Origin of the sequence: Brachyspira suanatina (assembly GCF_001049755.1) — a bacterium.
Taxonomy (GTDB): Bacteria; Spirochaetota; Brachyspiria; order Brachyspirales; family Brachyspiraceae; genus Brachyspira; species Brachyspira suanatina.
In genome coordinates this window covers 398,484-414,898 of sequence record NZ_CVLB01000003.1, presented here as the reverse complement: position 1 = coordinate 414,898, position 16,415 = coordinate 398,484, and the positions used below count along the sequence as shown (strand labels likewise).

Here is a 16,415-nt window from a genome sequence, read left to right as displayed (position 1 = left end):
TATTATCACTCCTACGGATTCTTATTTATTCACTTTTATTAATTACTTAATTAAGCACCTAAAACACCGCTGATTAAGAATGCTGTAGCGAAAGAAACGATAGCGTAAAGTTCTGGGAATACAGCAACGATGATAGTGTTACCGAATACGTCATAACCATTACCTATAGCTTCAACACCATTAGCACAAACTTTACCTTGGAATATAGCTGAAACCATACAAGCTAAACCAACAGCGATACCAGCACCTAATATAGCAGCACCTTGAAATATGCTTATGTCAGCTGTTAGATAAGGCTGCATAATGAAGAAAGCAGCGAAACCATAAAGACCTTGTGTACCAGGTAAGGCACTTAAAACAAGACAGCTACCGAAAGCATCTTTGTTTTTCTTTAAAGCACCAACTGTAGTCATAGCAGAAATAGAAGTACCAACTGCACTACCAATACCAGACATACCTACCATTAATCCTGCACCTAAATATCCTAATAAAAGTGCTGTGTTCATTGTAAAACCCATAATAAAATCTCCTTTTTTAGATTATTTTCTTTTTAATTATTTTTTATATAAACTAATTAAGCCGCTTTTTTGAGAGGCTTATACTCTTTTCCGCCGCCTTCAAAACCAACGTTATTGTAGAACTCTACAAATGTTAATCTCAAAGGGTGTACCAAAGCACCAAGTATGTTTAGTAAGAAGATGGCAATATGTCCTACTACAAGGAATACAACCATTATCACTACGCCAACACCAGGAATAGCTTTGAAACTCATACCTATCTGATTTATTACCAATGCTAATATAGAACCAGATGCACCTAAAGCAAACAAACGTATATAAGAAAGTGTATCACCCATTATACCAGTTGCTGCAAAATAAACTCCAAGTATAGAGTTTAATACATCAGGCTTCTTACCAACATTAGAAAGTATTACTAAGAATACCAAACCAACAGCTATTAAAGCATAATATACAGTGCTGAATTGTTTGATAACTTCCATTTTCTGCATATCACCCAAGAACCATAAAACAAGTCCCGGTATGAATAGAAGTTTACCTATAGCACCAAGTATATCGCCTATAGGGCTAGTTTTAATTCTGTCTATAACGCCTACCAATAAAGCGAAACATATATGAAGTACGCCTATAAGTAATGCTGTATTAAATGGAGTTAAGAACCAATTTTCTTTTAAGTCTGTAATTATTAAATACTTACTTAAAGTGGCAAATATAGGTATTTGTGTATTTGAAGGTATGCTTACACCAAAGAAACTGCCTCCGTTTATAACACCCATAATAGTAGTACATATACCTAATGTTAAAGCAAGTATGCCTACTCCTCTTAATTGTCCTTTTAATACTGTAAATAAGCCTATTAAAGCTACTATAGTTAATACTATACCATAACCTGAATCACCGAAACAATAAGCGAAGAATAATGGATAGAAAACCGCTATCATAGGAGTTAAATCTATCTCGAAATAATTCGGTAATTGGAATAATTTTGTAATAAGCTCATAAGCACCTGAATACTTATTATTTTTAAGCTCAACAGGAACTCTATCATCTCTTGAAGGATCTTCCATTATATAAGCTATTTTCTTGCTGTCGAGTAAAGACTTCACTTCGCTTTCTTTATCTTTAGGAACATAAGCCTCTACATAAAGGATTTTTCCTTCTGTGCCTTCGCTAGCTACAAAGCTTTCTTTAGCTTCTTCAAAATGATTAGATATATTAAGATTATCTATTTCTTTATTAATAGCTTCTATAAATACCTGATTTTTTATAATCTCAGTATCATTATTCTCTATTTCTTTATCGAGCTTAGCTATTTTCTCATTTATTTCGCTATAAGAATGAGAAGGCATATTAACTATATCGAAAGGAATAGTCTCTTCACTGCCGTCTTTTTTGAAAGCAATAAAATAAACTTTTCCAGCTTCCTCTTTGATAGAATAAGTAAATATATCCTTAACTTCAGAGAAATTATAGTCATTATACTCTTTAGCATTTGCACTGTAGAATAGAATATTATAGCCTGTTTTTTCTTTTAAGCCATTAACTTTATCAAAGCTAAAATCCCCGAAAGGAGCTATAACAGATAATTCTTTTTTAAGCATATCTCTTTCAGCTTTCAATTTATCAGAAGCCTGAGAAGTAGATATAACATTTTCTATAACTTCATTAGCTTTTTTTGATAAATTATCAGCTTTCACATTAGAAACATCTTTTTTAGCCTTTTTAGCATCAGCCAAAGCATTATTAATAATATTTTTAGCTCTTAAAGCATCATTTTTCTTACTTGAAATATTTTCTATATTTTCAGATGAAACACCATTAGCAATTTCAATATGCACAAGTCCAAGTGATGCCAAATCGCTTAAAGTTTTTTCCCTATCCTCATGAAAGACAAAGAGAGAGAGTTTCTTCATTTTTCTAATCATAAAGATGCCTCCTTAGCTCTGTTTCTTTCTTTTACTATCTTTTGAGAAGACTTACTTAAATTATCCTCGTCTTCCATATACCTTTTAATCTTGATTATAGCTGTTTTATACTCAGGAATCTGTACTTTCTCATAAAGGTTAACTTTCTGAGTAGTTTTTTTCCTAGCATAAGCCAAAGCATTTAATCTAGCCTCAGTCATTTCAATTTTTACCTGAATAGTCATAAGGCGTTCAAACATACTTATGGCAAGTCTTATCCAAGAAGGCATATTAAAGAGGCTGACATTTTCAATAGCAAAATCTATATTAGAAAGTATATTCACTTTAACACCGGCAATGTTTTTAAGCTCGGAATTAATTTTCTTGATTTTTACTATCTCAGGAAATTCAGTCCAAAAACCATTGTAGTTTTGATTTTCTTTAACTAACTTTTGGTATTCTTCTTTAAGTAATTCAATCTCAGCGGTAATCTTTCTCACCTCAAGACGAAGAGCTGCCTCTTTACTTTTTAAAGTAGGCAATGCTTTCTCACGAATAGAAAGCTGACGTCTTAGGTTTTGAAGAGCCGTTTTATTGTATTGAAACTTTAATGCCATATTTTGTACCTACTTTATTAAAAATTAGTTGTTAGTCCATTTACCATATTTTTCTACAAGTGATTCTTTTACACCTACTTCTGCTTTACTGAAGTATTTACCCATCAATTCCCAACCAGTTTCTAACATCTCATCAATTTTTATGTTAATGTCTATTGCTAATAATCTTTCAGAATATTCAGCAGCATATTTCAAACATCTTTCATCGTACTCAGTCAAGTCGAATCCGTTTTCTTTTTTCATTTTAGCATTAGCAGCATCTGAATAAAGACGTACTAAAGTGTTCATTACAGCAGGGTGATCTTCTCTAGTTTTCTTACCTATAACCAACTGTTTCAAACGTGAAAGACTTCTGAATGGGTCAATGATTGTTTTACCTATATCAGAGTCACGTCTTAAGTAAAGCTGACCTTCAGTGATGTAACCAGTGTTGTCTGGTACAGCATGAGTAATATCACCTTCGTTAAGAGTAGTAACAGCAATAATAGTAATAGATCCGCCGTCTGGGAACTGAGCTGCTTTCTCATATATTTTAGCAAGGTCTGAATATAAAGAACCTGGCATAGAGTCTTTAGAAGGAATTTGGTCCATCTTGTTAGATACGATAGCCAAAGCGTCTGCATAAAGTGTCATGTCTGTAAGAAGAACAAGAACTTTCTGCTTATGCTCAACTGCGAAATATTCAGCAGCTGTACAAGCCATATCAGGTATCAAAAGTCTTTCTACTGGAGGGTCATCAGTAGTATTGATGAAACATATGATTTTATCTAATGCTCCAGCTTCAGTAAATGTATTTTTGAATGATAAGTAGTCATCGTTAGAAAGTCCCATACCTCCAAGAATGATCTTATCAGCTTCAGCTCTCAAAGCAACCTGTGCAAGTACTGCGTTATAAGGCTGGTCTGGGTCTGCGAAGAATGGTATTTTCTGTCCTGTAACAAGAGTATTGTTAAGGTCTATACCAGCAATACCAGTAGCGATAAGTTCGGAAGGCTGTTTTCTTCTAACAGGATTTACAGAAGGTCCTCCGATTTCTACTTCCTTACCTTCAATTTCTGCACCTCCATCAATAGGCTCACCATAAGCATTGAAGAATCTTCCTGCAAGAAGTTCGCTTACTTTAAGTCTAGGAGGTCTACCTAAGAATACAACTTCAGCGTTAGTAGGTATACCTTCAGTACCTTGGAAAACCTGAAGTGTAACAATATCTCCAATCATTTTTACAACCTGAGCAGGTCTGCCAGCTACTAGAGCCATCTCATCGTTACCAACATTTTCTGCTCTTAATGATACAGTTGCTTTAGTGATCTGTACTAATTTTGTATATACTTTTTGAAATGCTTTAGGCATGTGTTATACTCCTTTCAGCAAATATTGATTCCATCTCAGCTGTGTATTTTTTGTGATCATCAGACTGATATACAGAATAGTTCATCTGTTTGAATGCGTTAATAAGTCTTTTGAAATAAGTACCTACTTCACTATAATCATCAAATCTGTAATCAGCTTCTACAACTTTCATAACTTGATTTAATAATTCTTTTTGTCTTTCTATAGGACAGTTCTTATCTACTTTATCGAAAGCGTCCTGCTGTAAGATAACGAAGTCTATAAGTTCTGCTTTCCATAAACGCTGATGGTATTCAAGAGGTACTGCGTCATCACCAAGAATGCTTATTTGGTCATTAGCTTCCTGTCCTCTTCTAGCAATATCTTTTGCTTTAGTTACTTTATCAGCCCAGCCTTTTTCTATATTAGTATCTGAGAATTCTATGAACTCTGGATATTCAATATATTTAGAATAAGAATCTAATGGGTCAACAGCAGGATATCTCTTACTGTCAGCACGTTTTTGTGATAAAGCGTAGAAACATCTAGCAGCTTTACGAGTAGATTCTGTTACTGGCTCTTTCAAGTTACCGCCTGCAGGAGATACTGTACCTATGAATGTAATAGAACCTGTTTCTCCGTTATTTAAGTATACGAAACCTGCTCTAGCATAGAAACTAGAAATAATAGCTGGCAAGTCGATAGGGAATGCATCCGGTCCTGGCAACTCTTCAAGTCTGTTAGACATCTCTCTTAAAGCCTGTGCCCAACGAGAAGTAGAGTCAGCAAGAAGAAGAACTTTAAGTCCCATTGATCTGTAATATTCAGCTATAGTCATACCTACATAAACTGAAGCTTCACGTGCAGCAACTGGCATGTTAGAAGTGTTACAGATGATTGTTGTTCTTTCCATCAAACTTCTTCCTGTTCTAGGGTCTATAAGTTCTGGGAATTCTGTAAATATTTCTACTACCTCATTAGCTCTCTCACCGCAAGCTGTCATTATGATCAAGTCAGCGTTTGCGTTAGTAGCTAAAGCGTGCTGTAATACTGTTTTACCTGCTCCGAATGGTCCTGGAATAAATCCTGTACCGCCTTCAGTAATAGGGTTAAATGTATCTATAGTTCTTACACCTGTTTCTAATAGTTTGAAAGGTCTTGGCTTTTCTTTATATGCTTTAATAGTAAGTTTTACAGGCCAAGTTTGTATCATTGTTACATTTACTTTTTCACCATTAGCTGATTTGATTACAGCCAATGTATCCTGTAAATGATAAGTGCCTGCTGAAGCTACGCTTTCAACAACACCTTTGCCTTCAAATTTGAAAGGAACCATTATTTTATGGTCAATCCAACCTTCTTTAACAGCACCAATCCAATCTCCAGCTTGTACTTCCTCTCCTACTTTAGCTATCGGAGTAAAGTCATAAGTTGATTCTTTATCTTCAGAAAGATCATTATATTTACCTCTTTCTAAGAATACACCTTGTAATTTATCAAGGTCATTTTGAAGTCCGTCAAAGTTTTTACCTAAAAGTCCAGGTCCTAATTCAATCTCTAACATTGAACCAGTAAACTCTACGGCATCACCTAATTTTACACCCCTAGTAGATTCAAATACCTGAGCACTAGCACTAGTACCTGATATTTTAATAACCTCAGCCATAAGTTTCGCATTACCGCAAGATACATAACATATCTCGTTTTGTGAAACAGGACCGTCTACCTCTATTGAAATTAGGTTTGATATAATAGCAGTTACTTTACCTTTAGTCATTTCTATCTCCTAATTAATTATACATACATTACATAGCAGACGCTTTTTCTTTTAATGAACCTATTAGCGTCTCCAAATGTTTTTTACCTTCCTCTTCATTCCTTCCATTTATACTAACAGCATAAGTAAGATTTATATAATAAGCAAAAACATTATCTGTTGTGAAAGATTTAATAGAAGTTAATCTATCTAAAAATTCTCTTACTAAAGAACACTCTATATTTTCTATATTATACGGATCTGCTTTATCTGATGAATTGAATGTTTCAACAATAGTATTAATGTATGGTATCTCTCTGCCTACTCCAAAATCTGAAGCTGTAGATTTTGTTAATGCAGATATCAAAGAATAATCTCCTATAAGTTCTTTTGATATCTCATCACTGCTGAAACCTAAAGCTCTTCCATTTAAAGCAGCAAGAACATTCTTCATATCCCTCATAAATAAAGCATAATTTTTTATAAATGAATTACCGCTTTTTATCATCTCTTCATAATACAAATTTAAAAGAGTATTTTCTATATGTCTTGCATTTTCCCATTCAATATTCTTATTATCTTCTAAAAATTTGCTCATATATAATGGTAAATTTGATATGCTAGAATATTTCTGCATTTCTTCTTTGCTGAATATTGATGGTTCTATATGTTCTATATAAGGAGTAAATAATCCCTTTTGTTTTGCTATAGCACTTACTAAATTTTTATTATCATTTTGATAAATTAAATACTTGAAAAATTTAGCATCTTTAGCACTTAAACTAGATAATATGCTTTGAGTAATTTCATTAATATCATACTTAGCCTTAGCGTCAGAAAGTTTAACTTCGGGAAGACCTGAGATAAGATAATAATATGATCCCATACTCACTCCTCTTATTTAGTAAATATTACTTCTTCCGTTTTTGCTTTAATATAATCACTGAAGAACTCTACGAAATCTTCATCTGTAAATTGAAGTTGATAATTTCCGCCTTCAGGAACGATTTTGAAACCGTTAGATAATTTCTTATCAAAATTAATAGTAGCGTTATTTATAGCACTTTTTATAGATTTCTCGAAAGATGAATCTATATCAGCTTTCTTTGATTCTGGGAAATATACTGTTACATCTGAATTACTTGAAGAAATATCCCATTTTTTTACTACTTCAAGTATTAAATCTTTTAAGAATGAAGTGTCTGCAAAAGCACCTTTAAGTCCGTCTTCTAATACTTTAGCAGTTACTAAATCCTTTATTCTTTGTTTTAAAGCACTGATTGACTGCTCGCCTGCCATACGAACATCTGTTATTGTATTTTTCTTTAGCTCCTCTGACTTTCTTTCTGCCTCTTTAATAATTTCCTCTGATTTTACCTCTGCCTCTTTTATAATTCTGTCAGCTTCGCTTTTAGCATTTGAGATTATTTCATCAGCTTTTTTGTTGGATTTTTCAACACCATCTTGATATATACGTTCAAGAAGGGAGTCTAATTTTTTCTCTTCAGCCATAATAACTCCTTGACTTTTTATAATTGATTTATAGAATTTTAAAAATTTCTCCAAAAAACACTATTCTAATAGTTTATCAATATTTTTAAAAAAAATCAAGCAAAATACATAAAATATAATCATATATATTTATTTTGTAATATATAGCCAATAGATATCAATTTTAAAGTTTTAAAATATGTACCAAAAATATATTTAAATAAGAACTAAAACAAAAACAACTCTCAACACTTAATTAAAACTATTATAAAATTTTAAATAAAATCGCAGTACAAAAAATAATCAAAAAAACACTTTGCCACACTATAATAATTTTATAAAAAATATCTAATAATATACTATAAAAATATTTTTATATTACTATATAATACATTTAAATAAATATTAATATATTTATTATCATACTATTTCTAATATAATTTTACAATAAAAGAAAATAAATATAAAAAAATACATATTTAAAGAACTTATAATTACTAAAAAATATACTTTAATAAAAATAATATTACCAATATATAGTAAATATAAAACAATCGTTTTTATAAAATAAAAATAATATAAAAATAACAAATATAAAAAATTACAAAATATGAATTTTTATTTTTTAAATAACAGCATTATAAAATTACAAAATGATATAAAAAATAAAAATAACTCTATTATACAATTTTATATAAAATACTATCTCAATTATTCAAAAATTATAAACTATATGATTATATAATAAACACCAGAAAAATAATAATTTATTAATAACTAATAATAGAAGAAATATTATAAAACAATATTATTATAGTATCATTTGGTATATAATCTATATAAATATTTACTTACAACTAAACAGCAAATATACTAAATCATATTTCATATACACAAAAAACAATAATATATCAATATAGTCAGTTTAATGCATTGATATAAATATTTAAATAAATAAAAAAGTTCGATAATGTTAACATAAAAAACAACTTTATAAAAAATAAATAAGAATATAAATAATATAATAACTTTTGTAATACATTATAATTTATATTATATTAAATCTAAGTTATATAAAAAAAATTAAGAAATAATTAAATACAATATCTTTAAATTTTGTTTATTTTTAGTTTCCATATTAAACAAAATATTTATTTTATCACATTATGCATTGATTTTTAAAAAAAAATGTCCTATAATTAACTAAGAACTATTTCAATTATTTTAAGAAGGTGGTAATATGGATAAAGGAAAATTTATAAAAGCAAGTCAGGTTCCTGAGCTTATCAAGGATAACTCCTTTGTAGGGTTATGCGGATTTGTGGGTATCGGATCTGCTGAAGAAATTTTAACTAGCGTTGAGAAATCCTTTTTAGAAAAAGGATCTCCTAACAATTTAAGTGTTATTTTTGCAGCTGGAATCGGAGATAGTAAAGGAAGAGGCGCAGGACACTTAGCTCATAAAGGACTTGTAAAAAGAGTTGTAGCAGGACACTGGGGATTGGCTCCAAAACTTGGCGAATTAGCCAACAGCAATGAAATTGAAGCTTACAATCTTCCGCAAGGGGTTATTTCTCAAATGTTTAGAGAAATGGCAGCTGGAAAACCAGGTATACTTTCACATGTAGGACTTGGAACTTTTGTTGATCCAGAACTTCAAGGCGGAAAACTTAATAGCGTAACAACTGAAGATATCGTTGAAAGATGTAAATTCAGTGGACAAGATTTATTATTCTATCATGCTCCAAAACTAGATTATGCTATATTAAGAGGTACTTCTGCAGACGAAGATGGTAATATCTCTTTTGAAGAAGAAGCTCTTACACTTGAAGCTTTATCTGTAGCAACTGCCGCTAAAAATAATGGAGGAAAGGTTTTTGTACAAGTAAAAAGAAAAGTAAAAAAAGGAAGCATACCTCCAAAAGAAGTAAAAATTCCTGGAATTTTAGTAGACTATGTAGTTGTAGCTGAAACTCCTGAAAATCACATGCAGACTTTCGGAGAATATTTCAATGAAGGTTATGTAAAAAATAACTTTGTTGTAGAAGGAAGCCTTAAAGAAGTAAAACTTGATGAAAGAAAAATCATATCAAGAAGATGTGCAATGCTTCTAGATAAGAGCAAAAAAATACTTAACTATGGTATAGGAATGCCAGAAGTCATAGCAATGGTAGTAAATGAAGAAGGTCAAGAACAATACTTCACCCCTACTGTTGAGCCTGGAGCAATAGGCGGTACTCCTATGGGAGGACTTAGCTTCGGAGCTACATTTAATGCAACAGCAATAGTTGATCAGCCATATCAGTTTGACTTCTATGACGGCGGCGGATTAGACATGGCATTTTTAGGCCTAGCACAATGCGATCAATACGGAAATATTAACGTTTCTAAATTTGGACCAAAGATTGCAGGATGCGGCGGATTTATTAATATCACTCAAAATGCGAAAGAAGTAGTATTCTTGGGTACTTTCACAACTGGAGGATTAAAAATAGGCGTAGAAAATGGAGAGCTTAGAATTCTTCAGGAAGGAAAAGTTAAGAAATTTGTAAAAGATGTAGAGCAAGTTACATTCAGCGGTAATATTGCTAATAAAAATAATAAAAAAGTTACTTATGTAACTGAAAGAGCTGTTTTCACTCTTGTTAAAGAAGGATTAAAATTAGTTGAAATAGCTCCTGGAGTAGATCTCCAAAAAGATGTATTGGATCAAATGGAATTCAAGCCTATTGTAGCTGATGACTTGAAGAAAATGGATTCAAAAATATTTATTGATGAAAAAATGGGATTAGTATTTTAAATTAAAAAAAAATTAAAAGGAGACATTATATGGCATTTGGAACAATTGGTATTGTATTATCGCTGATACTTTTAATGTATTTAGCGTATAGGGGGTTTTCAGTTTTAATCATAGCACCTATTCTTGCTTGTTTTGCTGCAATAATGAGCGGTATAGATAGCGGAAGTATTCACATTTTGGCTACATATACAGAAACATTTATGAGCAGCTTAGCTGGATATGTAAGAAGTTATTTCCCTATTTTCTTACTTGGCGCTATATTTGGTAAAGTAATGGATGATACAGGTTCAGCAAAAAGTATTTCATATTTTATTTGTGAAAAATTCGGTAAAGAAAAAGCTATACTTGCTATAGTTCTTGCATGTGCTGTACTTACTTACGGCGGTGTATCTTTATTCGTTGTATCTTTCGCTATTTATCCTGTAGCAGCAGCTTTATTTAGAGAAGCAGGAATCCCTAAAAGATTCATTCCAGGATCAATTGCTTGCGGAGCTTTCACTTTCACAATGACTGCTTTACCTGGAACTCCTCAAATCCAAAATGCTATTCCTATGCAGTATTTTGGAACTGACCCTTATGCAGCTCCAATACTTGGTATAATTGGTTCTATATTAATGGCATCAGGCGGAATTTTCTGGCTTCAAAGAAGAGCTAAAAAAGCTATGGCTAAAGGTGAGGGATATGGAGTACATCAAAATGAACCAACAGTAACTAATGAAGAAAAAAAAGTACCTCCATTCGGAATTGCTATACTTCCTATATTGTTGGTATTGGTTGTAGGACTTATCACTTCTAAATTCATATTCCCTAGTTTAGACCTTTCTTATCTTGAAAGTTACGGAACTAGCGCTGGTAAAGTTGTAGGAAACTGGAGCTTGATCGTTGCATTAGTAGTTTCTATAATAGTGGCAATAGTTGTTAACTTAAAGAGAATGGAAAGTGTTACTAAAACTCTTACTGATGGTGTATCAGGATCATTCCTTGCTGTAATGAACACAGCTTCTGAGGTTGGTTACGGAAATGTTATCGCTTCTATGGCAGCATTTGCTGTTGTAAAAGGAGCTTTATTAGGTCTTTCTTCTAACCCTCTTGTATCAGAAGCAGTTTCTGTATCAGCACTTGCTGGTATAACAGGTTCTGCATCAGGCGGATTAAGTATAGCACTTGAAGCTCTTGCTGACACATATTTAAAAGATGCTTTAGCTGCTAACATAGATCCTCAGGTTCTTCACAGAATAGCTTCTATGGCTTGCGGTGGTTTGGATACTATGCCTCACAATGGTGCGGTTATTACTGTTCTTGCTGTTACTGGAATGACTCACAGAGAATCTTATGGTGATATTGCAATGTGTACAGCTATAATTCCTGTAGTAACAGTTGCAATTTGTATTGTACTTGCTAGCTTTGGCGTTGTATGATAATATAATAATAAAATAAAAAATTGAATATTTTTCGGCAAGATATCTGATAAAGAGATTTTGCCGAAACTTTATAAAATTATGAAAATATTTTTTAGGAGCAATAATTATGAAATTTGAAGAATTAAAAGTTGGGATGAAAGCTGAAGTTGCTAAAACTATAACAGAGACAGATGTGGTTCTATATGCAGGAATTACACTCGACACAAACCCAGCTCATTTGAATGAAGTTCATGCACAACAAACTATGTTCAAACATAGAATAGCTCATGGAATGCTTACTGCTGGACTTGTATCTGCCGTTTTAGGAACAAAACTTCCAGGTGAAGGCAGTATTTATATGGGACAGGAATTAAAATTTACAGCACCTGTATATTTTGGAGATACAATAACAGCTACTGCTGAAATTATTGAACTTATACCTGAAAAAAATAGAGTAATTCTTTCTACTACTTGTACTAATCAAGAAGGCAAAGTTGTTTTATCTGGAAAAGCAACTATAATGAAAAAATGACAATTGTTAAATTTATTATAAATAAAAAAAATTGATAAAGATATTATCAGGAGGACTAGAATGGAATTTAATTTGCCTAAAACACATGAACTTTTCAGACAAATGATCAGAGAATTTGCTGAAAAAGAGGTAAAACCTTTAGCAACAGAAATTGACGAGGAAGAAAGATTTCCTGTTGAAACTGTTAAGAAAATGGCTGAAATCGGACTTATGGGTATACCTATTCCTAAGGAATACGGTGGAGCTGGTGGAGACAACTTAATGTACGCTATGGCTGTTGAAGAATTATCAAGAGTTTGCGGTACTACTGGTGTTATTCTTTCTGCTCACACTTCTCTTGGAACTTGGCCTATATTACAATTCGGTACAGACGCTCAAAAACAAAAATATGTTCCTAAATTGGCTAGCGGTGAATGGCTTGGAGCATTCGGACTTACTGAACCTAATGCTGGTACAGATGCAGCAGGTCAACAAACTGTAGCTGTATTAGATGAATCTACTCAGGAATGGGTACTTAATGGTTCAAAAATATTCATAACAAATTCAGGATATGCTAATGTATATGTAATATTTGCTATGACAGATAAATCAAAAGGATTAAAAGGTATTTCTGCTTTCATAGTTGAATCAACAACTCCTGGATTTAGTGTTGGTAAAAAAGAGAAAAAATTAGGTATTAGAGGTTCTGCTACTTGCGAATTAATATTTGAAAATGCAAGAATACCTAAAGACAACCTATTAGGAGAATTAGGAAAAGGATTTAAAATTGCTATGATGACTCTTGATGGAGGAAGAATAGGAATTGCTTCTCAAGCATTAGGTATTGCTCAAGGTGCACTTGATGAAACTGTTGCTTATGTAAAAGAAAGAAAACAGTTCGGAAGAACAATAGCTAATTTCCAAAATACTCAATTCCAATTAGCTAACCTTGAAGTTAAAGTAGAAGCTGCAAGACTTCTTGTTTATAAAGCAGCTTGGAGAGAAAGCAACCATCTTCCATATTCAGTAGATGCTGCAAGAGCTAAATTATTCGCTGCAGAAACTGCAATGGAAGTAACAACTAAAGCCGTTCAGCTTCATGGTGGATATGGTTATACAAGAGAATATCCTGTTGAAAGAATGATGAGAGATGCTAAGATTACTGAAATCTATGAAGGTACATCTGAAGTTCAAAGAATGGTAATAGCAGGAAACCTTTTAAAATAAGCCAATTAGTAAATAAAACATTTATGGAGGAATAGAAATGAAAATAGTAGTTTGTATAAAACAGGTTCCAGATACAACAGAAATTAAACTAGACCCTGTAAAAGGTACATTAATAAGAGATGGTGTTCCTAGTATAATGAACCCAGATGATAAAGCAGGTTTAGAAGAAGCTTTAAAATTAAAAGATAAATATGGTGCTCATGTAACTGTAATAACTATGGGACCTCCTCAAGCTGAAGCTATATTAAGAGAAGCTTATGCTATGGGAGCTGATAGAGCTATTCTTATAACTGATAGAAAATTCGGCGGTGCTGATACATTAGCTACTTCTAATACATTAGCAGCTGCTTTAAGAACTTTAGAATATGATATTATTATTTCAGGAAGACAAGCTATAGACGGTGATACTGCTCAAGTTGGACCTCAAACAGCTGAACACTTACAAATACCTCAAATTTCTTATGCTAAAGAAATTCAGTATAATGAAGCTGATAAATCATTAACTGTAAAAAGAGTAATAGAAGATGGATATTACCTATTAAACGTTCAATTACCAGCATTAATAACTGTATTATCAGAAGCTAATAGCCCAAGATACATGAGAGTTAAAGGTATTGTTGAGGCTTATGATAAAGAAATTGAGATTTGGTCTTCTGAAACTATCAAAATTGACCCTTCTTTGATAGGTCTTACTGGTTCTCCTACAAAAGTTAAAAAATCATTTACTAAAGGAGCTAAACAAGCCGGTAAAGTATTTGAAGTTGATACAAAAGAAGCTGTTAATATCATAATTGAAAAATTAAAAGAAAAATTTGTTATTTAATTTTAATTAACAAAGAACCTTAGAAAAGGAGATAGATAATGAATTTAAGTGATTACAAAGGAATATTAGTATTTGCTGAGCAAAGAGACGGTGTAATTCAAAACGTAGGTTTAGAATTAATTGGTGAAGCAAAAAAACTTGCTGCTAAATTGAATGTATCTGTAACAGCAGCTTTAGTAGGACATAAAATAGAAGGTTTAGCTCAAACTTTAGTTGAGTATGGTGCTGATAAAGTTGTTGTTGTTGACAATGAACTTTTAAAACAGTACGATACTGAAGCTTATGCTCAAGCATTAACTGCAATAATCAATGCTAAAAAACCTGAAATAGTATTATTAGGTGCTACTACTTTAGGAAGAGACTTAGCTCCTAGAGTATCTTCAAGAATCTCTACAGGACTTACTGCTGACTGTACAAAATTAGATATAGATGATGAAACTAAAGTTTTCGGAATGACAAGACCTGCATTCGGCGGAAACTTGATGGCTACTATTGTTTGTCCAGATCATAGACCTCAAATGGCTACTGTAAGACCTGGCGTAATGCAAAAATTAGCTAAAGAAGAAGGTAAAAAAGGTGAAGTTGAAGTATTACCTTTAACTATAGACACTTCTAAAATGAAAGTTAAAATCTTAGATGTTGTAAAAGAAACTACTAAGAAAGTTGATATTACAGAAGCTAAAATATTGGTATCTGGCGGTAGAGGTGTAGGTTCTAAAGAAAACTTCAAGAATCTTGAGGCTGTAGCTTCTAAAATTGGTGCTATCGTTTCTGGTTCAAGAGCTGCTGTAGATGCTGGATACATAGAGCAGGCTAGACAAGTTGGTCAAACAGGTAAAACAGTAAGACCTAATATATACTTCGCTTGCGGTATTTCTGGTGCTATTCAGCACATGGCTGGTATGGAAGAATCTGAATACATTATTGCTATAAACAAAGATAAAGATGCTCCAATGTTTGGAATCGCTGATTTAGGTATAGTAGGTGATGTTAACAAAGTACTTCCTCTATTAGCTGAAGAGTTAGCAAAAGCAATAGAAGCTAAAAAAGCTAATTAATTTAATTTAAGCTTAAGCTTTTAATAAAAAACAAAGCCGATGGATAAAATATTTTATCTGTCGGCTTTTAATTTAACATATATTTTAATATCATTAAACTATAAAAATGAAAATACTTAAAATATATTTTTAATTAAATTATTATTTATATACGATAATATATAAAAAATCACTATAAAAATTAAGGAATAAATTATGAGAAAAGATGATCATATATCAAAAGTACTTATATCTGAAGAGAATATAAAAAATAGAGTTAAAGAATTAGCAGAACAAATTTCTAATGATCTTAAAGATAAAGAAAACATACCATGCATAATAGGACTTTTAAAAGGTTCTTTTATATTCATTGCTGATTTATCAAGACATATTGATGTACCTGTAGAAATTGATTTTATGATAGTATCTAGCTATGGAAATAATAAAATAGGTTCTGAAATTAAAATACTTAAAGATGTTGATATACCTCTTACAGGAAGAGATGTAATCATAGTAGAAGATATAATAGATACAGGATACACTTTAGAAAAAATTTGTGAGGTATTAAAAACTAGAAATATTGCTTCTCTAAAAATATGCACACTTTTAAATAAACCTTCAAGAAGAAAAGTTGATATAAAAATAGATTATAATGGTTTTGATATAGAGGATGAATTTGTTGTAGGATACGGAATTGACTATGCTCAGAAATACAGAAATCTTCCGTATATTGGAGTAGTTGAATAAAAATAAATTACCGCACGCTAAGCAGTATTATAATTATAATGAATTTATAATTATAATACTATTATACAATAATATAAAATTAACCGTGCGTTGAGTAGATTTCAAATTTAAAAAAAACTTGGGTGGGTCCAAAAATTATAATATAAGTTTTAAAATCTTAATAAAGTTCTAATAAAAAAATAGGCTATCAAGTCTTAAAGGGCTGGGTATGTAACTAAAATTCAAAATGATTTTAAAATAAACTATATAATAAAA

General features: G+C 31.7%; 14 protein-coding genes. 7 read left to right on the top strand and 7 right to left on the bottom strand.

Going from position 1 to position 16,415, the window contains the following annotated elements:
* Positions 1-50: 50 nt before the first annotated feature.
* From BRSU_RS13630 to BRSU_RS13600, 7 genes are read right to left on the bottom strand one after another with little or no spacing between them, the layout of a single operon-like run.
* Positions 51-518, bottom strand: a complete 468-nt coding sequence (locus BRSU_RS13630; protein WP_008721414.1) for a V-type ATP synthase subunit K — start codon at positions 516-518, stop codon at positions 51-53.
* 56 nt (positions 519-574) lie between these two features.
* A complete protein-coding gene (locus tag BRSU_RS13625; protein ID WP_048596127.1) occupies positions 575-2,443 on the bottom strand; it encodes a V-type ATP synthase subunit I in 1,869 nt (622 codons plus the stop codon).
* Entirely contained in the window at positions 2,440-3,039 is a 600-nt protein-coding gene (locus BRSU_RS13620) for a V-type ATP synthase subunit D (protein WP_014489165.1), read from the bottom strand. Before BRSU_RS13620 ends, BRSU_RS13625 begins: the two co-directional genes overlap by 4 nt.
* Positions 3,040-3,063: 24 nt before the next feature.
* The gene (locus tag BRSU_RS13615; RefSeq protein WP_014489166.1) at positions 3,064-4,389 is read right to left on the bottom strand and encodes a V-type ATP synthase subunit B; all 1,326 of its coding nucleotides are present in this window, start codon (positions 4,387-4,389) and stop codon (positions 3,064-3,066) included.
* Positions 4,382-6,145 (bottom strand): V-type ATP synthase subunit A, encoded by a 1,764-nt coding sequence (locus tag BRSU_RS13610; RefSeq protein ID WP_048596126.1) that lies wholly within the window; start codon positions 6,143-6,145, stop codon positions 4,382-4,384. The genes BRSU_RS13615 and BRSU_RS13610 overlap by 8 nt, the downstream gene beginning before the upstream one ends.
* A 28-nt stretch (positions 6,146-6,173) precedes the next feature.
* Positions 6,174-7,010, bottom strand: coding sequence for a DUF2764 family protein (locus BRSU_RS13605; RefSeq protein WP_048596125.1), 837 nt, complete (start codon positions 7,008-7,010; stop codon positions 6,174-6,176).
* 11 nt (positions 7,011-7,021) lie between these two features.
* A complete protein-coding gene (locus BRSU_RS13600; protein WP_048596124.1) occupies positions 7,022-7,636 on the bottom strand; it encodes an ATP synthase subunit E in 615 nt (204 codons plus the stop codon).
* Between the two features lie 1,219 nt (positions 7,637-8,855).
* On the opposite strand from BRSU_RS13600, the gene BRSU_RS13595 reads away from it, so the two are divergent.
* The 7 genes from BRSU_RS13595 to hpt all read left to right on the top strand — a co-directional run bounded on the left by BRSU_RS13595 (position 8,856) and on the right by hpt (position 16,160).
* On the top strand, positions 8,856-10,415 hold the full coding sequence (locus tag BRSU_RS13595; protein ID WP_048596123.1) for an acyl CoA:acetate/3-ketoacid CoA transferase: 1,560 nt from the start codon (positions 8,856-8,858) through the stop codon (positions 10,413-10,415).
* Between the two features lie 29 nt (positions 10,416-10,444).
* The gene (locus tag BRSU_RS13590) at positions 10,445-11,833 is read left to right on the top strand and encodes a GntP family permease (protein WP_048596122.1); all 1,389 of its coding nucleotides are present in this window, start codon (positions 10,445-10,447) and stop codon (positions 11,831-11,833) included.
* A 109-nt stretch (positions 11,834-11,942) separates the two neighbouring features.
* Positions 11,943-12,347: a MaoC family dehydratase gene (locus BRSU_RS13585; protein WP_048596121.1), complete on the top strand. Its 405-nt coding sequence runs from the start codon at positions 11,943-11,945 to the stop codon at positions 12,345-12,347.
* Between the two features lie 60 nt (positions 12,348-12,407).
* Positions 12,408-13,553 (top strand): acyl-CoA dehydrogenase, encoded by a 1,146-nt coding sequence (locus tag BRSU_RS13580; protein ID WP_048596120.1) that lies wholly within the window; start codon positions 12,408-12,410, stop codon positions 13,551-13,553.
* A gap of 37 nt (positions 13,554-13,590) precedes the next feature.
* Positions 13,591-14,376: an electron transfer flavoprotein subunit beta/FixA family protein gene (locus tag BRSU_RS13575; RefSeq protein ID WP_012671413.1), complete on the top strand. Its 786-nt coding sequence runs from the start codon at positions 13,591-13,593 to the stop codon at positions 14,374-14,376.
* A gap of 38 nt (positions 14,377-14,414) precedes the next feature.
* Positions 14,415-15,434, top strand: a complete 1,020-nt coding sequence (locus BRSU_RS13570; RefSeq protein ID WP_048596119.1) for an electron transfer flavoprotein subunit alpha/FixB family protein — start codon at positions 14,415-14,417, stop codon at positions 15,432-15,434.
* A gap of 195 nt (positions 15,435-15,629) precedes the next feature.
* Positions 15,630-16,160 (top strand): hypoxanthine phosphoribosyltransferase, encoded by a 531-nt coding sequence (gene hpt, locus BRSU_RS13565; protein ID WP_048596118.1) that lies wholly within the window; start codon positions 15,630-15,632, stop codon positions 16,158-16,160.
* Positions 16,161-16,415 lie beyond the last annotated feature (255 nt).